Origin of the sequence: Nocardia grenadensis (assembly GCF_050942415.1) — a bacterium.
Lineage (GTDB): Bacteria > Actinomycetota > Actinomycetes > Mycobacteriales > Mycobacteriaceae > Nocardia > Nocardia grenadensis.
This window is the reverse complement of the sequence record NZ_CP192054.1, coordinates 5,065,768-5,085,442: the sequence shown is the minus strand read 5'-3', so window position 1 is coordinate 5,085,442 and position 19,675 is coordinate 5,065,768. Positions and strand designations below refer to the sequence as shown.

20 protein-coding genes and 1 other RNA gene are annotated in these 19,675 nt (G+C 68.7%); 6 read left to right on the top strand and 15 right to left on the bottom strand.

Annotated elements, in window-relative coordinates:
* Positions 1-22: 22 nt before the first annotated feature.
* The 7 genes from ACQPYS_RS23380 to ACQPYS_RS23350 form a co-directional block, all read right to left on the bottom strand.
* Positions 23-1,432 carry an acyl-CoA dehydrogenase family protein gene (locus ACQPYS_RS23380; RefSeq protein WP_433490839.1) on the bottom strand — a complete coding sequence of 470 codons (1,410 nt, stop codon included), beginning with the start codon at positions 1,430-1,432 and terminating at the stop codon, positions 23-25.
* Between the two features lie 241 nt (positions 1,433-1,673).
* Positions 1,674-2,579: a permease-like cell division protein FtsX gene (ftsX, locus tag ACQPYS_RS23375; protein WP_063039090.1), complete on the bottom strand. Its 906-nt coding sequence runs from the start codon at positions 2,577-2,579 to the stop codon at positions 1,674-1,676.
* Positions 2,579-3,268 (bottom strand): cell division ATP-binding protein FtsE, encoded by a 690-nt coding sequence (gene ftsE / locus ACQPYS_RS23370; protein ID WP_039826181.1) that lies wholly within the window; start codon positions 3,266-3,268, stop codon positions 2,579-2,581. The genes ftsX and ftsE overlap by 1 nt, the downstream gene beginning before the upstream one ends.
* Before the next feature lie 56 nt (positions 3,269-3,324).
* Entirely contained in the window at positions 3,325-3,489 is a 165-nt protein-coding gene (locus ACQPYS_RS23365; RefSeq protein ID WP_157107352.1) for a hypothetical protein, read from the bottom strand.
* Complete coding sequence (locus ACQPYS_RS23360) at positions 3,476-4,348, bottom strand: mechanosensitive ion channel family protein (protein ID WP_063039088.1); 873 nt, start codon at positions 4,346-4,348, stop codon at positions 3,476-3,478. The genes ACQPYS_RS23365 and ACQPYS_RS23360 overlap by 14 nt, the downstream gene beginning before the upstream one ends.
* 62 nt (positions 4,349-4,410) lie before the next feature.
* On the bottom strand, positions 4,411-5,532 hold the full coding sequence (gene prfB, locus ACQPYS_RS23355; RefSeq protein WP_063039393.1) for a peptide chain release factor 2: 1,122 nt from the start codon (positions 5,530-5,532) through the stop codon (positions 4,411-4,413).
* A gap of 65 nt (positions 5,533-5,597) precedes the next feature.
* On the bottom strand, positions 5,598-6,452 hold the full coding sequence (locus ACQPYS_RS23350; RefSeq protein WP_063039391.1) for a helix-turn-helix domain-containing protein: 855 nt from the start codon (positions 6,450-6,452) through the stop codon (positions 5,598-5,600).
* 140 nt (positions 6,453-6,592) lie between these two features.
* Between ACQPYS_RS23350 and ACQPYS_RS23345 the strand changes: the two genes are divergently transcribed.
* From ACQPYS_RS23345 to sigJ, 3 genes are all read left to right on the top strand, one after another.
* Positions 6,593-7,183 (top strand): NADPH-dependent FMN reductase, encoded by a 591-nt coding sequence (locus ACQPYS_RS23345; RefSeq protein WP_431940015.1) that lies wholly within the window; start codon positions 6,593-6,595, stop codon positions 7,181-7,183.
* Positions 7,184-7,256: 73 nt separating this feature from the next.
* Positions 7,257-8,042: a histidinol-phosphatase gene (hisN, locus tag ACQPYS_RS23340; RefSeq protein ID WP_063039084.1), complete on the top strand. Its 786-nt coding sequence runs from the start codon at positions 7,257-7,259 to the stop codon at positions 8,040-8,042.
* A gap of 108 nt (positions 8,043-8,150) precedes the next feature.
* Positions 8,151-9,092: an RNA polymerase sigma factor SigJ gene (gene sigJ / locus ACQPYS_RS23335; RefSeq protein ID WP_431940014.1), complete on the top strand. Its 942-nt coding sequence runs from the start codon at positions 8,151-8,153 to the stop codon at positions 9,090-9,092.
* A gap of 57 nt (positions 9,093-9,149) precedes the next feature.
* Here the strand turns inward: sigJ and ACQPYS_RS23330 are convergent, their stop codons facing one another.
* Both ACQPYS_RS23330 and ACQPYS_RS23325 read right to left on the bottom strand, forming a co-directional pair.
* Positions 9,150-9,701, bottom strand: coding sequence for a DinB family protein (locus ACQPYS_RS23330; RefSeq protein ID WP_431940013.1), 552 nt, complete (start codon positions 9,699-9,701; stop codon positions 9,150-9,152).
* A 135-nt stretch (positions 9,702-9,836) separates the two neighbouring features.
* Complete coding sequence (locus ACQPYS_RS23325; protein WP_431940012.1) at positions 9,837-10,730, bottom strand: SMP-30/gluconolactonase/LRE family protein; 894 nt, start codon at positions 10,728-10,730, stop codon at positions 9,837-9,839.
* A gap of 254 nt (positions 10,731-10,984) precedes the next feature.
* Between ACQPYS_RS23325 and recQ the strand changes: the two genes are divergently transcribed.
* The 3 genes from recQ (at position 10,985) to ACQPYS_RS23310 (ending at position 15,034) form a co-directional block, all read left to right on the top strand.
* Positions 10,985-12,853 carry a DNA helicase RecQ gene (gene recQ, locus ACQPYS_RS23320; protein ID WP_431940011.1) on the top strand — a complete coding sequence of 623 codons (1,869 nt, stop codon included), beginning with the start codon at positions 10,985-10,987 and terminating at the stop codon, positions 12,851-12,853.
* A 101-nt stretch (positions 12,854-12,954) separates the two neighbouring features.
* Positions 12,955-13,950 (top strand): hypothetical protein, encoded by a 996-nt coding sequence (locus tag ACQPYS_RS23315; protein ID WP_431940010.1) that lies wholly within the window; start codon positions 12,955-12,957, stop codon positions 13,948-13,950.
* 109 nt (positions 13,951-14,059) lie between these two features.
* Complete coding sequence (locus ACQPYS_RS23310; protein ID WP_433490838.1) at positions 14,060-15,034, top strand: helix-turn-helix transcriptional regulator; 975 nt, start codon at positions 14,060-14,062, stop codon at positions 15,032-15,034.
* 48 nt (positions 15,035-15,082) lie between these two features.
* Here ACQPYS_RS23310 and ACQPYS_RS23305 read toward each other — a convergent pair whose 3' ends face one another.
* The 6 genes from ACQPYS_RS23305 to ACQPYS_RS23280 form a co-directional block, all read right to left on the bottom strand.
* Complete coding sequence (locus ACQPYS_RS23305) at positions 15,083-16,048, bottom strand: alpha/beta fold hydrolase (protein WP_433490837.1); 966 nt, start codon at positions 16,046-16,048, stop codon at positions 15,083-15,085.
* Positions 16,049-16,074: 26 nt separating this feature from the next.
* Positions 16,075-17,193 carry a PDR/VanB family oxidoreductase gene (locus tag ACQPYS_RS23300; RefSeq protein ID WP_433490836.1) on the bottom strand — a complete coding sequence of 373 codons (1,119 nt, stop codon included), beginning with the start codon at positions 17,191-17,193 and terminating at the stop codon, positions 16,075-16,077.
* Positions 17,190-18,092 (bottom strand): metal-dependent hydrolase, encoded by a 903-nt coding sequence (locus ACQPYS_RS23295; protein WP_433490835.1) that lies wholly within the window; start codon positions 18,090-18,092, stop codon positions 17,190-17,192. The genes ACQPYS_RS23300 and ACQPYS_RS23295 overlap by 4 nt, the downstream gene beginning before the upstream one ends.
* Before the next feature lie 311 nt (positions 18,093-18,403).
* Positions 18,404-18,772: a transfer-messenger RNA gene (ssrA, locus tag ACQPYS_RS23290) on the bottom strand.
* Positions 18,773-18,858: 86 nt separating this feature from the next.
* Positions 18,859-19,332, bottom strand: a complete 474-nt coding sequence (gene smpB, locus ACQPYS_RS23285) for an SsrA-binding protein SmpB (protein ID WP_063039068.1) — start codon at positions 19,330-19,332, stop codon at positions 18,859-18,861.
* A gap of 49 nt (positions 19,333-19,381) precedes the next feature.
* Positions 19,382-19,615 carry a hypothetical protein gene (locus tag ACQPYS_RS23280; protein WP_063039067.1) on the bottom strand — a complete coding sequence of 78 codons (234 nt, stop codon included), beginning with the start codon at positions 19,613-19,615 and terminating at the stop codon, positions 19,382-19,384.
* Between the last annotated feature and the right edge of the window lie 60 nt (positions 19,616-19,675).

Genomic DNA, 19,675 nt, shown 5'->3' with positions numbered 1-19,675 from the left:
GAGCTGTGACGACGCCGGGAACTCAGACCAACACCACGCCCTCGGCGACCGCGATACCCCTCAGATCGCGGTACCAGCGTTCGACCGGGTGTTCCTTGGTGAAGCCGTGGCCGCCGAGCAACTGGACACCGTCCAGTCCGAAGCGCATACCCTTGTCCGCCGCCAGCTTCTTGGCCAGCGCCGCTTCGCGGGCGAAGGTGAGGCCCTGTTCGGCGCGGGCGGCGCCACGCAGCGTGACCAGGCGCAGACCGTCGAGTTCGATGGCGATATCGGCGACCATGAACGCGACCGCCTGGCGGTGGCTGATCGGTTCGCCGAAGGCTTCCCGCTCGTTGACGTAGGGGATCACGTAGTCCAGTACGGCCTGCCCGGTGCCGGTGGCCAGCGAAGCCCAGCCGAGGCGGGCGAGCTGGACGGCGTCGCGGTAGTCGGCCGCGTGCTGCGCGGCATCGCCCTCGCCGAGGACGGCGTCGGCGGCGAGGGCCACATTGTCCAGGACCAGCCGGCCCAGGCCGGCCGCGCGCAGACCCATGCTCGGATCGGCTTCCACCGACAGGCCCTCGGCGTCGGATTCGACCACGAACAGGGCCGGTCGTCCGTCGAGTTCGGCGCCCACGATGAAGATCTCGGAGTCGGCGGCCGCGGGAACCAGGCTCTTCACCCCGGTCAGCCGGTATCCGCTGGGGGAGCGGACCGCCTTGGTCTGCAGAGCGAAGGGGTCGAACAGGGCCCGCGGTTCGCTGATGACCACGGAGGCCTGTGGGACGTTTTCGCCGGTGAAGGCCGGCAGATAGGTCTGCTGCTGAGCGTCGGTACCCCATTGGGACAGCGCGACCGCGACACCGCTCGGTGCGAGTAGCGGCAGCGCGAGACCCATATCGCCGTGCGCGAGCGCCTCGGCGACCATCGCATTGGTGACCGCGCCGCGTTCGGTGGCCGCGCCCTCGAGCTCTTCGGGCACATTGATGAGGGTGATACCCAGTTCCGCGGCCCGGCCGAGCAGATCGGCCGGCGCGGCGGCGGCCTCATCGGCGTCGTGCGCGGCCGGGCGCAGGATCTCGGCCGCGAACTCACGCACCGTCTCGACGATCATCTGCTGTTCGTCGGTGGGGGTGAGGTCGAAATAGTCCTTGGTCTTCGACTCGTTGTCCGGGAGCCGTTTGGGTGCCCCGCCGCCGGCGACCTTGTTGAAGGCGCGGGTGGCCGCGCCGAGGGTGCGGAATCCGGTTTTGGTGCTCTGGTAGGTGACCCGGTCGATCGGCTTGCGCAGGTTGTACTTCTCGGCCAGCTCCGAACCGGTGATGGTCGACATGACCCGCATGGCGGCGCCCATCCAGTCCCGTTTGGGTTGGTGCAGGCCCACCCCGTTCTCCTGGCGGACGCCGCCCGGCGACCGCCGCTCGGTAGCGCTGTCTCGAATGCTCATCATCACCTGTTTCTCGCGCGGGGGTGAGGGTCGGACCCCGAGGTATCTTACTGCGGAGTAAGGCTATCTTACTGCGGAGTAAGAAAGGCGTCGAGTGGTCTGTACGGCCTGGTGCGCGGACGCGCGCGGGGAACGCGCAGGTGATGAAGCCGAGAACGCCCGCCCCGGAATCCGGGGCGGGCGTTCTCGGTCACCGGAGTTACCACGGGTGGGAGATGTCGTCACCCGGACCGCGGACTCCGGCCGGCTATTCCCGCACGTACCAGCGCAGGGTCGCGTAGGCGGTGAGACCGGCGAACAGCACGCCGACCGGCATCACCATGAGCGCGGTGGTGAAGATGTCGTCGAAGGTGATCTGCGGGAACACATTGCTGGCGAACAGATCGCCCAGGGCCCGGTCGATCACCAGTGGCCGGGCCACGAACAGGCCGGCCGTGGCCAGCAGACCGCCCGCCAGCGCGGCGGCCACCGCCTCCAGGAGGAACGGCAGCTGGGTGTACCAGCGGGTGGCGCCCACCAGGCGCATGATGCTCACCTCCGTACGCCGGGTGAAGGCCGCGATCTGCACCATATTCGCGATCAGCAGCAGCGCCGCCACCGCCTGCAGCAGCGCCATACCGAACGCCGCGTTGCGCAGGCCGTCGAACAGGCTGACCAGCCGGTCCACGATGTCCTTGTCGTTGCGGACCATACCGACGCCGGGCCGCTCGTAGAACTGCTCGTAGATCGTCGGGTACAGCGACGCGTCGGTCATCTTGACCCGCAGCGAGGCCGGCAGTGGCGTCTCGCTCACGTATTCGGCCAGTTCCGGCTGGTCCTTGAAAGTTTTCTCTTTCGCCTCCCGGACCGCGCCGTCCCGGTTGAGGTACTGCACGTTCTGCACGCCGTCGACGGCCTCGAGATCGGCCATGAGCGTCCGGCACGGATCGTTCACACAATCCGGATCGGTCGCGGAGACGTCCTCGGTGAGATACAGCCGTACCTCGAGTCGGTCCAAGAAGTACTGTTCGGTCTTGTCGGCGATCCGCACCGCCAGCAGACCGCCACCCAGCATGGTCAGCGAGACCGCGGTCGTCAGGATCATGGCGACGGTCATGGTGACATTGCGGCGCAGTCCTTCGGAGACCTCGCCGAACAGGAATCCCGCCCGCATTACCGGCGCACCTCGTAACCGCCGTCGGCCTGATCGCGGACCAGATGACCCTCGTAGAGTTCCACCACCCGCCGGCGCATACCGTCCACGATCAGTGGATCGTGGGTGGCCATGAGCACGGTGGTGCCCATCCGGTTGATGTGCTCGAGCAGCAGCATGATCTCGTAACTCGTCTCGGGGTCGAGGTTGCCGGTGGGTTCGTCGGCCAGCAGGACCAGCGGCCGGTTGACGAAGGCCCGGGCGATGGCGACCCGCTGCTGTTCGCCGCCGGACAGTTCGGTGGGCAGCCGGTCGGCCTTACTGCCCAGCCCGACCAGTTCCAGTACTTCGGGCACGGTCCGGTCGATGAACTGTCGTCGTTTGCCGATCACCTCCAGCGCGAAGGCCACGTTCTGGGCGACGGTGCGCTGCTGCAGCAGCCGGAAATCCTGGAAAACACATCCGATCCGCTGCCGCAAACGCGGCACCCTCCGCCCCGGCAGCCGGTCGACACGGAAATCCGCGACCGAGATCTCGCCCGCGGTCGGTGTCTCCTCTTTGAGCAGCAACCGCATGAAGGTCGATTTACCCGAACCCGACGGACCGATGAGGAAGACGAACTCACCCTTGTCGATATGGACGGTGATGTTTTCCAGCGCTGGTCGCGTAGCGGTCGGATACGACTTGCTGACGTTGCGCAGGGTGATCACGAGGAGACAGTGTAACCATTCGATAACGAAGCGGCCCGCGGGCCGTGTCGTACCCGCTAGCGTGCCGGAAGTACCTGGACAGGGACCTGATGGACGGCGGGTACGGCGGGGGCGGGCTCCGGTTTCGCGGGCGTGATCTGGTCCGGTTTGACGAACAGGTACAGCACGAAGGTCGCCACCCAGCCGCACGCCAGGATCAGCGTGGATCTACGGGCGCGCATGCAGGCCCTCCCGGCGCATGGCCGCGGCCACGCGCACCCGTAGTTCGCGACTCACCTCGAACTGTTTACCCGGCAGCGTCCGGGCGACCATCCGGATGTTCATCTGGTCCACGGTCAGGTCCTCCACGCCCATCACCGTCGGCTCGTCGAGCAGCAGCGGTTCGAGGCGGGGGTCCCGGTAGGCCTCGCCGCCCACCTCGTGCAGCACTTCGTTGATCCGGATGATATCGGCACTGGCCGAGACCGGTACATCGATCGCGGCCCGGGCCCAATCCTTGGACAGATTGGTGACTTTCACGATCTGGCCGTTCGGGACGGTGATGACCTCACCGTCCGGGTTGCGCAATTTGGTGACCCGCAGCGTCACATCCTCGACCGTGCCCTCGGCCGGATCCTGGATACCGGTCACCGCGATCCGCACCACATCGCCGAACCCGTACTGCCGTTCGGTGATGAGGAAGAACCCGGCCAGGATGTCCTGCACGATGCGCTGCGCGCCGAAACCGAGCGCGGCACCCAGGACCGCCGCCGGTGCGACCAGGCCCGACATCGAGAATCCGATCCGCCCCAGGACCTCCATGGCGACGAGCACGTAGGCCACGGTGAGCACCACCCAGGTGAGCACCTGCGCCAGCGCGTGCCGGTGCTTGGCCTCCTCGGAGCGGACCAGCGCGTCGCCGCCGCGGAACCCGGAATCGATCTTCTGGGTGACCCGGTCGCGCAGGTAGGTGGCGAAGCGGGCGAACAGCATCGCCCCGAGGATCAGCAGCACGATCTCCAGGCCGGACGACCGCAACCACGAGGTGACCTCCGAAGACAACGCCGGCGCGGCCAGCGACAGCGCCCCCTCCGCATGCATCAGACCACCCTGCTCTCCCGTGCATCACCGAAACGGCTTGCGACGTCCCGGATCCGGGTCCGCTAGCTCTCCTGCAGCACTGTACTCATCCGCCAGCGGATCCCGGATTCGATGAATCCGTCGATATCGCCGTCGAGTACCGCCGAGGGATTGTTGACCTCGAAGTTCGTGCGCAGATCCTTGACCATCTGGTACGGGTGCAGCACATAGGACCGCATCTGGTTGCCCCAGGACGCGCCCTCGTTGGTCTTGAGCGCATCCATCTGGGCGCGCTCCTCCTGTCGTTTGCGTTCCAGCAGTTTGGCCTGCAGCACCCGCATGGCCGACACCTTGTTCTGCAGCTGGGATTTCTCGTTCTGGCAGGTCACCACGATCCCGGTGGGAATATGGGTGATCCGGACCGCCGAGTCGGTGGTGTTGACGCTCTGGCCGCCGGGTCCGGAGGACCGGTACACATCGACCCGGATATCGGTTTCCGGGACCTCGATATGGTCGGTGGTCTCCACCACCGGCAGCACCTCGACCTCCGCGAAGGAGGTCTGGCGGCGGCCCTGGTTGTCGAACGGGCTGATCCGGACCAGCCGGTGCGTGCCCATCTCCACCGAGAGGGTGCCGTAGGCGTACGGCGTCTTCACCGCGAAGGTGGCGCTCTTGATACCGGCTTCTTCGGCGTAGGAGGTGTCGTAGACCTCGACCGCGTACTTGTGCCGGTCGGCCCAGCGGATGTACATGCGCATCAGCATCTCGGCCCAGTCGGCCGCGTCCACGCCGCCCGCGCCGGAACGGATATTGACCAGCGCGTCACGTTTGTCGTACTCGCCCGACAGCAGGGTGCGGACCTCGAGCGCCTCCACATCGGTGTGCAGCGCGGCCCGTTCGGCGTCGGCGTCGGCCAGTGCGCTGGTCTTCGCCTCGCCTTCTTCCTCCTCGGCCAGCTCGTAGAGCACCGGCAGATCCTCGAGCCGCTGCCGTAACTCCTCGACTCGGCGCAGTTCGCCCTGGGCGTGCGAGAGCTCGCTGGTGACCCGCTGCGCGTGATCCTGGTCGTTCCAGAGCTCGGGATCGGCGGCCTGGTGCTCCAGTTCGTCTATGCGGCGGCGCAGCTCCTCGATATCGAGGACCGATTCGACGGTCTTGAGGGTTGCGTCGAGTTCGGCGAGGTCGGCGGTCACGTCTGGATGCACGGTGTTCAAGGCTACTAGGAGCGTCCGTCGCGGTGTACCGCGCGGCCCGCGGAGACCGCCGCCGGTCAGCTCGGGACGGCCCGCAGGTTGCCGGGGCGGTGGCCGGCGAGGCGGTCCAGCGCGGTGGCCGTCGCGGGGTCGGCGGGCAGGTGGACGATCAGCTGCTGATCGTCGTCGGCGAACAGGTCCAGAGTTTCGAAGGCCAGCCGGAGAGTCCCGGCCGTGGGATGAGTCATCCGGGTCACGCCGGTGGCGGCGGGCAGATTGGGCACTGTGGCGAGACGGTCGGTGAACGCCGCACCCGCGGTGATGGTGAGCTGGTCGGCCAGCGCCGCGATCTCCGGATCGGCACGGAAAGGACCCTGTTTGAGGGTGGCGACCAAGTGGTCGGCCAGATGATCCCAATCCGGGTAGACCGCGCGGGCCCGCGGATCGGTGAAGGTGAAATGAGCGAGATTGGACCAGTGCGCCCCGTCCAGCGCCCCGGTCGGTTCCATCAGCCTGCGGTAGCCCTCGGTGCAGGCCAGCACCTCGGTGAGCCGGTTGACCACGACCGCCGCCGCGGGGTCGAGCTGATCGAGCAGGGCCCGGATCGTCGGCCGGATCTCGCGACCCGGCCGGGCCCGGCCCATGCAGTTGAACCCGGTATCGGCCTTGGTCAGGCGATACAGGTGGATCCGTTCGGCGGAGGCGAGTCCCAGCGCGTCGGCCAGCGCGGCGAGGACCTGGGGCGAGGGATTGCGGTCCCGCCCCTGCTCGAGACGGGTGATGTATTCGACGCTGACCCCCGCCAGCGTGGCGAGTTCGGCTCGGCGCAGTCCGGGCGCCCGGCGGCGCGCGCCCGTGGGCAGCCCCACCTGGGCCGGTGTCACCGCGTCGCGCCTGCTGCGCAGGAACAGGCCCATCTCGTTCGCGCTCACGAGGCCCACGGTAGCGGCGGGCCGGCCGTTCAGGGTGGCCGTGGCAGTACCACTCTCGGCGCGGTCTCCCACCGCGGCGCGCGGGACGGCAGATTCGATTCCGGCGGCCGCCGGGCCGCCCGAGCAGAACGGAGCACACCATGTCCACTACGCCCCTACGTCTCGCGGTGCTGATCGGCAGCGTCCGCGAGGGCCGCTTCGGGCCGGTCGTCGCCTCCTGGATCACCGCGCAGGCCGCCCGCCACGACCGGTTCGAGATCGACGTGATCGACCCGGCCGACGCCGAAATCCCCTTGGCGCTACCCGCCGTTTCCCCGGCGCTCGAGCCCGACCCGCAACGTCCCGCCGGAATGCTCGACCTGACCGCCCGGCTCGCGGCCGCCGACGCGTTCGTCATCGTCACCCCTGACTACAACCGCAGCTTCCCGGCCTCGCTGAAAGCCGTCATCGACTGGCATTTCACCCAGTGGCAGGGCAAGGCCATCGCGTTCGTCGGCTACAGCGGGGCCAGCGGCGGACTGCCGGCCATCGAACAGCTCCGGCAGGTGTTCAACGAACTCGACGCCCACACGGTGCGCGAGTACGTCTCCTTCCCCCGCTACTACCTGCTGTTCGGGGAGGACGGGCAACTGCTCGCACCCGCGGAACCGGAGGCCGCGGCCCAGGTCATGCTGGATCGGCTGCACTGGTGGGCGGAGGCACTGGTGGCGGCCCGCGCGGTGGCGGCCTGACGGCGGACCGCCCCACGGACGGAGGACGGCACGGCACGCGGCCGCGCCCGGACCGACTCGATAGTGTTCGGGTGTGGCTGCTCACTCCTCTGACCTCGAACTCGCATTGCGGCTGGCCGACGAAGCGGACGCGATCACCCGGGAACGGTTCCGCGCGCTGGACCTGAAGGTCGATGCCAAACCGGACCTCACTCCGGTATCGGATGCCGATCTGGCCGTGGAGGAGGCGATCCGCCGGATGCTGCGGCACGGGCGCCCCGAGGACGCGGTGCTCGGCGAGGAATTCGGCGGCACGGCCGAGTTCACCGGCCGGCAATGGGTCGTCGATCCGATCGACGGCACCAAGAATTTCGTGCGCGGCGTCCCGGTGTGGGCCACTCTCATCGCCCTGCTGGAGGACGGTGTGCCGGTGGTCGGTGTGGTGAGCGCGCCCGCGCTGGCCCGCCGCTGGTGGGCCGCGGCAGGCCAGGGCGCGTGGTCGAGTTTCCATCCCGGTGCGCCGCAGCCCATCACGGTCAGCGCCGTCGCCGATCTCGGTGCGGCCAGCCTCGCGTTCTCCAGCCTGTCCGGCTGGCGGGACCGCGGTCTGCGCGAGCAGTTCATCGACCTCACCGACGAGGTGTGGCGGGTCCGCGGTTACGGCGACTTCTTCAGCTACTGCTTGGTCGCCGAGGGGGCGGTGGATATCGCGGCCGAACCCGAGGTGTCGCTGTGGGATCTGGCCGCGCTGGACATCCTGATCCGCGAGGCCGGCGGCACCTTCACCGCCCTCGACGGTCGCGCCGGCCCGCACGGCGGGGACGCGGTGGCCTCCAACGGACGGCTGCACCAGCAGGTTCTGCTCCGCCTCCGCGGCTAGTCCGCAGCGCACCGTGGCGCCCGGCCGGGACCGCCCGGGTTCGGCACCGTGCTGCGCCCGGATCCGCGGCGGTGGACGCGAGCTGCGTCTATGGCCGACTATGGGCTGATGTCGCTCAGCACGCACGAGGCCTATCTCTTCGAGGGGGCCCGACGCCGTCTGGAGGCGATCGCCTACCGGCTGCTGGGGTCGGCCGGCGATGCCGAGGACGCGGTCCAGGAAACGTTCCTGCGGTGGCACGCGGTGGACCGGGAGCGGATCGAGATGCCCGAGGCCTGGTTGACGAAGGTGCTCACCAACCTCTGCATCAACCAGCTCACCTCGGCGCGGGCCCGCCGGGAGACCTATGTCGGGCAGTGGCTCCCGGAGCCGGTCCTGGCCGGGAACCCGATGCTCGGTCCCGCCGAGACCGCCGAGCAGCGCGAGTCGGTCTCGCTCGCGATGCTCACCGTGATGGAACGGCTCACCCCCAACGAGCGCGCGGTGTACGTGTTGCGCGAGGCGTTCGGGTATCCGCACCGGGAGATCGCGGAGATCCTCGATCTCACCGAATCGAACTGCCAGCAGATCTACCGCCGGGCCGCGCAGCATCTCGGCGGCCGGTCCCGGATCGAGGTCGACGCGGTGGCGGCGCGCCGGATCGCCGACGAATTTCTCACCGCCGCCCTCAGCGGCGATACCGAGCCGCTGATCCGGCTGCTCACCGGTGACGTGGTCAGCGTGGCCGACGGTGGCGGCGCCGTGCCGGCCCATAAGAGCCCGGTGGTGGGTGCGGCCGCCGTGGCCCGCTATCTGCGCACGCTGTTCCGCCCGACCGGCGCCAAACGCACCTTCGTCGGCGGCGACCTCACCTTCTACGCGGCCGTGCTCAACGGCGATCCCGCGATCGTGATCGAGGTCAGCGGACGAATCTACGGCGTCCTGTGCCTCGAAATGGCTCCCACGGGAATCGCCGCGCTGCGTGTGCAGGTCGCGCCCGCGAAGCTGGCGCGTCTCACCCGGGAGTGGGCGGCCGCCGGCCCCCACCGCCCGCTCGACGCACAGTGGTGACCTACCGCACGCGGCAGAGCCCCACGCCCGGCGCGGGCGCGGGGTCCTCCCGGTCCGTCAGCCCATGGTCTTGGCGCCGTCGATCGCCTCGCGGATGATGTCCGCGTGCCCCGCGTGCTGCGTGGTCTCGGCGATGATGTTCAGCAGTACCCGGCGCGTCGACCAGTGGGTTTCCTGGAACCAGGGCGCCTTGGGCAGCGGCCACTTCGCATCCAGATCGGGCAGGGTGGCCACCATCTCGTCGGTTCGGCGCGCCACCTCATCGTAGGCGGCGAGGACCCCGGCGAGCGTCTCACCCGGCAGCATCCGGAATTCGTTCTCCCGGGCCGCGAAATCCTCGGGCGTCAGTTCGTCGAAATCCTTCGAGGTAGAGATTCCGTCGACGATGAAATCCACCCAGCCGCGCTCGACCCCGGTCACATGTTTGATCAGGCCACCTACGCACAGTGTGCTGGGAGTCGGGCGGGCCGCGGCCTGTTCCTCGGTCAGCTCGCGGGCGGTGAAGCGCAGGACGAAGCGCGCGGCCCGCAGTTCGGCCAGCAGGTCGGCGCGTTCGCCGGACAGGGGCGCGGCGGTGTCGGGCCGGGGGCGGGTGGAGTTCTCGCTCAAGGTCTTCGCCTTCCGTAAGGGTTCGGTGGATGCCGTGTTCGAGAAGCACGATATGACCCTCAGCGGCCACTTTCCGACCTCAATTGCGCGACAGTTCGGATCTTCCGAAAGTTATCTCTGAGCCGGCAATTTTGATCAGCGACGCGTGGCGTCGGCCGGTGTCAGATCTATATCCGGGGGCGGGTTCAACCGCCGCAGCGCCCCGTCCATCCCCGTCACGAACAGTGCCCACGACTCGCCGTCGCGGGCAATCCGCACCGACGTGGTGCCATCGGGCACGGTCCGGACCGGGTCGGGCCGTCTGATCAGGCCCGCGATGATCGCGCATCCGGCCCCCGTGGCCGGGTCCACCCGGTAGATCGCGCCGACTCCGTGATCGGCGACGTACAGGTCACCGGCGCGGGTGGCCTCCATATCGTCGGGAACGGTGAGCAGGTTCGGCGGCCCCGCGACCACCTGCGCCTCGGCGGGCGAATCCAGGGGGATCCGGAAGATCCGCATGGTCAGATTGTCCGTGTAGATCGATTCCCCGTCGGAGGCCAGGGCCAGGCCGTTGGTCAGCGGGAGCGGCGACCACGATTCCGTGAACGCACCCGTCGACGGCCGGTACCGGGCGATTCCGGTGGGTGCCCGCGACAGACCGATCGTGCTGATCAGCAGGTCCCCGTCGGGAAGCAACAGCAGGCCGTTCGGGCCGTTGAGCCCGGTGCGGAGCACGGTCACCGCGCCGGTGTCGAGGTCGTAGCGCTGTAGCGTGCCCGGCGGATCTGTCACCCCGTCGCCGGTCAGGAAGTACACCGAGCGCCCGGCCACTCGGACGCCTGCCGGATGCTGCAGTCCGGTGACCAGCTTCTCGAACGACCCGTCGGCCGATACGTGGGCGAGGTAGCCGTCGACGATGCCGGTGACATAGAAGCCACCGGCCCCGTCGGAATCCAGGTTCTCCAGATTGCCGACCCCCTCGACGATCGTGGTCGCCTGCCAGCCGTCGGCGCACATGGCCGGGAATTCCTGTGCGTGCGCGGGCACCGCACTCACCCAGGCCGCTGCTGCCGTTGCGGCGGTGCACATCGCCCACCGGGCGCGCGATCGTGTTCTGGATGCCATACCGGACAAACCTAAGTGATCCACGGCGGTACCGCGCGATTCGGCGCGCCCCTGGTCACGGTGTCGGCGGTGGCGGCGGATCCCGGTTCATCCACATGTGTGCACTACGCGCAGGACCTCGGCGTCCGCGCCGGACGCCCCGCAGGCTGTCCGGTGGTGCTCGTAGGATGGGCCGCGTGGAAGCCCCCGAAGCCCCGCCCGTGCCCGTGCCCGAGTCCGGTGCCGAATCCGATGCGGCACAGCGGATTCTGAACCGGGTCTTCGGTTACGACAGTTTCCGGGGCGAACAGCGCGCGATCGTCGACCAGGTGATCGGCGGTGGCGACGCACTGGTGCTCATGCCCACCGGCGGTGGCAAATCGCTGTGTTATCAGATTCCCGCGCTGGTCCGCGCCGGCGTCGGAGTGGTGGTTTCCCCGCTGATCGCGCTCATGCAGGACCAGGTGGACGCGCTCAGCGCGCTCGGGGTGCGGGCCGGCTTCCTGAACTCCACCCAGTTCCCGGACGAACGCCGCACCGTGGAAGCGCAGTTCGCGGCCGGCGAACTCGATCTGCTGTATCTGGCGCCGGAGCGGTTGCGGATGGAATCCACCGCCCAACTGCTCGACCGGGGCCGGATCGCGCTGTTCGCGATCGACGAGGCGCATTGTGTCTCGCAGTGGGGTCACGATTTCCGGCCCGACTATCTGGCGCTGTCCGTGCTGCACGAACGCTGGCCCGACGTGCCCCGGATCGCGCTCACCGCGACCGCCACCGAGAAGACCCGCGACGAGATCATCACCAGGCTCGATCTGGGCGGTGCCCGCCGCTTCGTGGCCAGTTTCGACCGGCCGAATATCCAGTACCGCATCGAACCGAAGAACCGGCCCGATCGGCAGCTCCTGGAGTTCCTGCGCGCCGAGCATCCCGGCGACGCCGGCATCGTCTACTGCCTGTCCCGAAACTCCGTCGAGAAGACCGCCGCGTTCCTCACCGAGAACGGTATCCGGGCCGTCCCGTACCACGCGGGCCTGGACAACCGTACCCGCGCGGAGAACCAGGCGCGCTTCCTGCGCGAGGAGGGCCTGGTGGTCGTGGCGACCATTGCCTTCGGTATGGGTATCGACAAACCCGATGTGCGGTTCGTCGCCCACCTCGATCTGCCCAAATCCGTCGAGGGCTACTACCAGGAGACCGGACGTGCCGGGCGGGACGGGCTGCCGTCCACTGCGTGGATGGTCTACGGCCTGCAGGACGTGGTGCAGCAGCGCAAACTCATCGAGACCTCCGACGGAGATGCCGCGCACCGCCGTCAGTTGCAGCTACACCTGGACGCGATGCTCGCCCTGTGCGAGACGGTCGACTGTCGCCGGGCCCGGCTGCTGGCCTACTTCGGTCAGTCGCCGCAGCCGTGCGGCAATTGCGATACCTGCCTGAACCCGCCCGAATCGTGGGACGGCACCGTGGCCGCGCAGAAACTGCTCTCGGCGGTACTGCGCTTGAAACGGGAGCGCGGGCAGAGCTTCGGCGCGGGTCATCTCATCGATATCCTGCTCGGCAAGAAGAACCAGAAGGTGCAGCAGTACGACCACCACGAACTCAGCGTGTTCGGCGTCGGCACCGATCTGCGTGACACCCAGTGGCGGGGGGTGGTTCGGCAGCTGCTGGCCCAGGGGCTGCTCGCGGTCCACGGCGATTACGGGGTGCTCACCCTGACCGAGGCCAGCGAAGCCGTGCTCTTCGACGGCCGGACCGTCGCGCTACGCCGTGAACCGGAGCGGCCCACCCCCGCGCGAGCGGCGCGCAGCGCGAAATCCGGCCGAGCCGCGCCTGCCGATCTCGATACCGCCGATACCGCGCTGTTCGAGAAATTGCGGCAGTGGCGGGCCGACACCGCCAAGGAACAGGGTGTTCCCGCGTACGTGGTGTTCCACGATGCCACCCTCCGCGATATCGCCGCCCGCAAGCCTGCCGATCTGCGGGAGCTGGGCACGGTGAACGGTGTCGGCGAGAACAAGCTGTCCCGTTACGGGGAGCAGGTTCTCGAGGTGCTGGCGGCCGGATGAGCCAAGGGTGGGCGGAACCTGCTGTGACAGAGCCGCTTTCATCCTATGATTCCTCCCGTCAGTGACGATAGGGGCCTGAACAGAGGACCTAACCTGGCAGTATGTCCAACAAGCACACTCCGTGGTCGCGGTCGCGCCACCGCGCGGGCTTGTCCGCCGACCAGTTCGGCAGTTTGGACCCGGGAGTCATCCGGGCCGCGAGGTCTCGGGCGCACCGCAATCGCCCGGCAGCTACCGGGTCGCTCGACTCGGTGCGGCTACTCGGAACCGCCGCGCACGACTCCGGCCTCGCGGCCGATATGCGGGCCGAGGACGCCGAGTCCGACAGCGAGGACGATCTAGCCGAGTGCCCGCCCGGCCGCGGGCCGGGCCCCGCGCCGAGTGCATCACCCTCGGCACTCGGCCGACCGGAATTCGACCCGAAGCGGGACCGATCCACGGATCTCCTCGCCGAGCAGGCGCCGGCGGAACGCCGGCCCACGGAATCCGCTGTCGACGACGGCGGACGGCGGTGGACCGTGCCCGATCCGCCGGTGCCGCACCCGGCCCGGATACCGGCCGGCCCGGCGGCGACGGCGCGAGTGCCCCATCATGCGGGCCCGCCTCCCGAGACCGTGAATCCGGTGTGGACCGGACCGGACGCCGAAGCTCTGGAACTGCTTCCCGTCGGCGGCCACGCGCTGCTCGGCCTGTGCCTCGGGATGGCTGTGCTGCTCGCCGTGGGATTCTTCTACCTCGGGCGGACGACCGATTCCGACTCGGCCGCCGCCCCGACCGCGGCCATCGCTGCCTCGACCATGGCGTCCCGCGAGACCGCGGCACCGGCTGCGGAATCCCCCGATATCGGGGCCGGTTTCGTATGGGGGAAGGTGCTCACCAACGACGGCAGCACGCTCACTGTGAAGAGCGAGATCAGCCATTCGGAGGTCGTGGTGCACACCGATGACCACACCAAGATCTACGTGCTGATCGCCACCACCATCGAGGCGATCGCCGAGGGTGCCCCGATCATGGTCTACGGCCGTAAGCACGCCGACGGCTCAATCTTCGCCGACACCATCACCGGCGTATCACTGCGGGCACTCGGAACGCACTAGCCGGGGCGCCGGGCCTGGAACGGCGGCGAACTCGTGGTGCCGACCGGTCATCGGCGAAATCCGGACCCAGCGGCCAATAACCGACCGCAATTCGAGAACAATCGATGGTATGGCCAATACGAGCACGCGGACGCTGCGCCTGCTGTCGCTGCTGCAGACCCACAAATACTGGCCCGGCACCGAGCTGGCGCAGCGGCTGGGAGTCTCGCCGCGGACCCTGCGGCGCGATATCGACCGGCTGCGCGATCTGGGGTATCCGGTGGAAGCGCAACGCGGTGTCGACGGCGGCTACCAGCTCGCCGCCGGGGCGGCGCTACCGCCGCTGATGGTCGACGACGACGAAGCCGTGGCACTCGTGGTCGGACTGCAGTTCGCGACGCAGGGCATGGTGGAGGGCGTCGCGGAGTCCTCGGTACGCGCGCTGGCGAAGGTAGTGCAGGTGATGCCGCCCCGGCTGCGTAAACGGGTGGAGGCGATCCGGGCCATGACGGTGCCCGCGGGCTGGGGCGGCGACCGTTCCGCCGCCCTCGATCCGGCGTCGCTCGCCACGGTGGCCCTGACCTGCCGCGACAGCGAGCGGTTGCGTTTCACCTACACCGCCGCCGACGGCCGCCGAAGCGTCCGGCATGTCGAACCGCACCGCCTGGTCGCTCTGGGCCGGCGCTGGTACCTGGTGGCCTTCGACCTGACCCGCCACGATTGGCGCAGTTTCCGGGTCGACCGGCTCACCGGCCCGGCGGGTGACGGGGCGCGTTTCCGACCACGGGAATTGCCCACCGCGGACGCCGCGGAGTTCGTCCGTTCCGGCGTGGACAATATGCCGCATCTGCATCGGATCGAGGCACTGGTCGAAGCCCCGGTGGAGTCGGTGCGGCAGCGTCTCGGACGCTGGGGCAGTGTCGAGGAGATCGACGCGGGCAGCTGCCGGATCACAATGACCACCGATTCGCTGGACTGGCCCGCCCTGACACTGGGATCGCTCGACGCCGAGTTCCAGGTTCTGGAACCCCCGGAACTGGTCGAGCACATCCGGGTCTGGGGCGAACGCTTCCGGCGCGCCACCCGGCGACCCGCCGTGTCGTGAGCGGCCCGGAGCAGGTCGGTTCGTGCCGGTGGGCCGGATCGCCCGCGATCAGCGCGACGGCTGCGCGCCGGACCGTGGCACCGTGACCCCGACGGCGACCTCGCCGTTGCGCAGTGCCTCCACGAATTCCGTGGTGGCGGTGGCCAGTAGCGCGGCATGGGAGAACGGCATCCAGTGTCCGGCGGGGATATCGCGGCGCCACAACCGGGAGACCCACCGGCCCGTATCGTCGTAACCGGCCGGCCGCACGGCGATATCGCGACCGGCGACGATGAGCTGGACCGGTACGTCGGTGGTGCGTTCGCGCGGATTCAGCAGATGCGCGAAAATATTCGCGCGGTAGATGAGCAGACCGTCGACCATATCCCGCTTCAGTGTCGGGGCGAAGGAGATCGTCGACGGTTCGGTGTCGTTCATGAGCTGGATGACCCGGCGCCAGCGGTGCTCGGTGGCGAGCAGGCCGAACGCCAGTCGCGGCAGACCGGGGGTCATGAAGAACCCGGTGTAGGCCGAGGACAGCAACTGGGTGAAAGGCTGCCAGATATTGCGCGGGCCGGGCCGGCCGAGCCGGTCGCGCACCCATTTGCCCAGGTGGTCGAGGTTGGGGCCGGAGACCGAGGTGAATGAGGCGATGCGCCCGCCCGCCCGCGGCTCACAGACCGCCTCCCAGACCTGGACTGAACCCCAGTCGTGCGCGAGGACGTGGACCGGCCGGTCGGGGCTGACCGCGTCGGCGACCGCGAAGAAGTCCGCGGCCAGTTCCGCGAGCCGGAAATCGGCGACCCGGCCGGTGCGGGTGGAGGCGCCGTGACCGCGGGTGTCATAGGCCACCACGTGAAATCGATCGGCCAGCAGCGGGATCACCCCGTGCCACAGGTGGCTCGTATCGGGCCAGCCGTGGACCAGCACCACGGTATCGGCGGCGGGGTCGCCGTACTCGTAGACCGCGAGGTCGAAGGCGCCGCTGCGCACCGTGCGCCGGGTCGCGATGGGTTCGTTGCCGGATTCGGTCACGCTTACTCCTCGGTGCTCACGGAATGCTAGAGGTCGAGTACCAGACGGTCACCCGCACAGCGTGATACGCATGCCAGCAGGTCACCGGCGGTACGTTCGGCCGGGGTCAGGACGCAATCGCGGTGGTCGGGTGTACCGGACAGGACCCGTACCCGGCAGGTGCGACAGAAACCCTGGCGGCACGAGTACGGCTGGTCGGGGCGGTGCGCCACCAATACGTCCAGGGCGGACCGGTCGGCCGGGACAGCGAGTACCTCGCCGCTGCGGGCCAATTCGATCTCGAACGGCACCCCGTCCACGATCGGCGGCGCCGAGAACTGTTCGAAATGCAGTTCCACACCCGAGACCCCGCGCAGGGCGGTGGTGACCGCACCGAGCATCGGTGCCGGACCGCAGCAGTACACCGCGGTACCCCGGTCCACGCCGTCCGCCAGTTCGGCACCGGTGGGCAGCCCGGATCGGTCGTCGGTGCGCACGGCGACCCGATCGCCGAAGCACTCGACCTCGTCGAGGAAGGGCAGGGTCTCGCGGGCACGTCCGGTGTACAGCGCGGTCCAGTCGATGCCGAGGGAGTCGGCCAGTCGCATCATCGGCAGGATCGGGGTGATACCGATACCTCCGGCCACGAACCGTAGCCGGGTGGCCGGAGATCCGTGGCCCGGTACCGCGAACGGGAACGCATTGCGTGGGCCCCGCACCGTCAGCGCGGATCCGACCCGCAACGACCGGTGCACCTCCTCGGAGCCTCCGCCGCCGTCGGGGATGCGCCGGACCGCGATCCGGTAGGTCCGGGTATCGGCGGGGTCCCCGCACAGCGAGTACTGGCGCAGCCGCCCGGAAGGCAGTTCCACATCCAGATGTGCGCCCGGTCGCCACCTCGGCAGGGCCCGGCCGTCGGCCGCGGCCAGCCGCAGGCTCACCACCTCGTTGTCGTGCGCCCGGATCCGCCGCTCGACGACGCGGACACCGAGCCGTCTGTCGTCCGCGCGCGATGTCGGCTCGCGCCGATTGGTGAGGGCGGTCCAGCGCATGCGGGCGTCCACCACGGCGTCGAGCAGCCGCAGGGTCCGGTCGCGACGCGGCCTGCCGTATAGGTCGGCCGGTAGCGGAAGCGACGCCCTCGGATGCGGGCCGGCGACGGTCACGAGGCCGCCCGGGCGGCCGGGGACTGCGCCAGATAGGCGATCGCCTGCGCGGTGGAACCCACCGATTCCGGGCTGTATCCCGGCCGGAACGTCGACAGCGCACTGATCAGCAGGGCGGGGACGCCGGGTAGCGCACCGCGCCGCATGGCGCCGAAGATCCGCAGCAGCAGCCGCGGATAGCCCAGGTCGGGCAGGGACGGGTCCCGGTGCACCAGATATTTGGTGCCGCGCACCAGCAGTACCAGGAACGACGGGAAGACCAGCAGCATCAGCGCGCCGCGCCGGAAGTAGCCCACGCCGAAGTATTCGGCGACATCGTGGGCCACATTGCGGTGTTCCACTTCTTCGGCGCCGTGCCAGCGGTACAGGTCGAGCATGCGCGCGTCGGCGTCGAACTGTTCCAGGTCACTGTTGAGCACCCAGTCGCCGAGGAACGCGAAGAAGTGTTCCAGCGACGCGATGACCCCGAGCCGGTCGACCAGCTGCTGGCGCCCGGCCCGGGTCCCGGTCCCCTGCCGGGGGCCGACGGTTTTGCGGAACAGGTATTCCGCCTGCCGCAGGAACGGCCGCGGATCGATACCGTTGGCGGTGAGCAGCATATCGTGCGAGCCGGCGTGAGTTTCGGCGTGCGTCGACTCCTGGCCGATGAAGCCGAGCATATCCTCGCGCAGTTTCTCGTCCCGCACGAACGGGAGGGCTTCGCCGAAAGTGGTCAGGAAACTGCGTTCGCCTTCGGGTAGCAGGAGGTTGAGCGAGTTCATCACATGGGAGGCGATGGGTTCGGCGGTCATCCAGTGCAGTGGGATCTCGGCCCAGTCGAAGCGCACATCGCGCGCGTGCAACGCGATGTCTCCCGGATCGGTCGCCCGGACGGGGGCGGCAGTACCGAACAGCCTCATCGATCCTCCTCGATCGTCACCGGTACCAGCGGCGACGCGTCGCGGCAGGCGGTGTACCGGAACCTGTGATGATACACATTAGTGGGACGATGGGTTACAGAAAAGATGGGTAACAGGAATGCATGACCGTCGGCGGCTCCCAGCCCGCGACCGGATTCAGCACGCCCGGGAACCGTGCGTCGAGATCCTCGACGCGCACCGGATTGCGGCGTTCCGGTCCGTGCGCCACCGCCGGATCGGCCCGGCCTCGCGGAGCACTCGCCGGTACCAGCGCACAGAAAAGGCCCGCAGGTCGGTGACCTGCGGGCCTTTGGTGGAGCTGCCGGGAATCGAACCCGGGTCCTCCGCCGCGTCATCAAGGCTTCTCCGTGTGCAGTTCGCTGTGCCTCTACTCGGATCTCCCGGTCTCGCGAACAAGCCGGGATGACGATCCCAGTCGCTGTTGGATGTCCCGCACTACTCCGCGACCGAGTCGCGCGGTGAGCCCTCTAGCTGATGCCGGCACCGAAGCCGAGGGCGAACCTCGGGCCGACAGAGACGCTATCGCTTAGGCAGCGAGAGCGTACTCGCGCTGATTGGAATCGGCGCTTAATTGGTTGCAACGACGCTTACGGTGGTCTCTTGCCTGCACCGACACGCTTCCCCTGAATCTACGTACGCAGTCGAAACCGTTCAGCCCCGTACGTCCCGGCACCTTGCCGGGCTAGTCATGTTAACACCTGACCCACCGTGGTTCATTCCTTTTTCCCGGTGCCGCCGGGACTGCTCAACGCATGCCCTTGATGCGGCGGCCGAGCTCGCGGGTGACCTCGCGTTCGGCGGTCCGCCGGGCCAGATCCTGCCGTTTGTCGTAATCCTGCTTACCCTTGGCGAGGGCCAGCTCCACCTTCACCTTGCCGTCGGAGAAGTACATCGACAGCGGGACGAGGGTTTGGTTGCCCTCGCGCGATTTGCCGACCAGGCGCTCGATCTCCCGTTTGTGCAGCAGCAGCTTCCGGACCCGGCGCGGTGCGTGGTTGGTCCAGGTGCCGTGGCTGAACTCCGGGATGTGCAGGCCCCGTAGCCACACTTCGCCGTTGTCTACGGTCGCGAAGGCGTCCACCAGTGAGGCCTTGCCCTCACGCAGACTCTTGACCTCGGTACCGACCAGCGCGATCCCGGCCTCGTAGATGTCCAGGATCGTGTAGTTGTGCCGTGCCCGGCGGTTGGTCGCGATGACCTTGCGCCCGTTCTCCTTCATAACGACAACCTTAAGCGGCCGCGGCAACCGGATTATTCCCGGTCGCTGGTCAGCCGGGTTGCAGGATCAGATACAGAACGAGCACAGCGGCGAAGGCCAGGATCAGCAGGGCGGTGGAGAGCCGGGGCCTGCCGGTGGCATACGGCCGGGTCCGGCGATCGAGCCAGCCGCTCTCGACTGCCGCGTCTCCGCGCCGGCGCCGCGGTGGACCATCGGCCGCTTCGCCGGAGGTACCGCTCTCGTCTCCGCCGATGGTGTCGTCGGACCCGTCCCCGGATACCATGCTCGCAGACTAGCCGCGCGGGCAGATATTCGTGGGCGGGGCGCGCGAATTGGGGCCGGT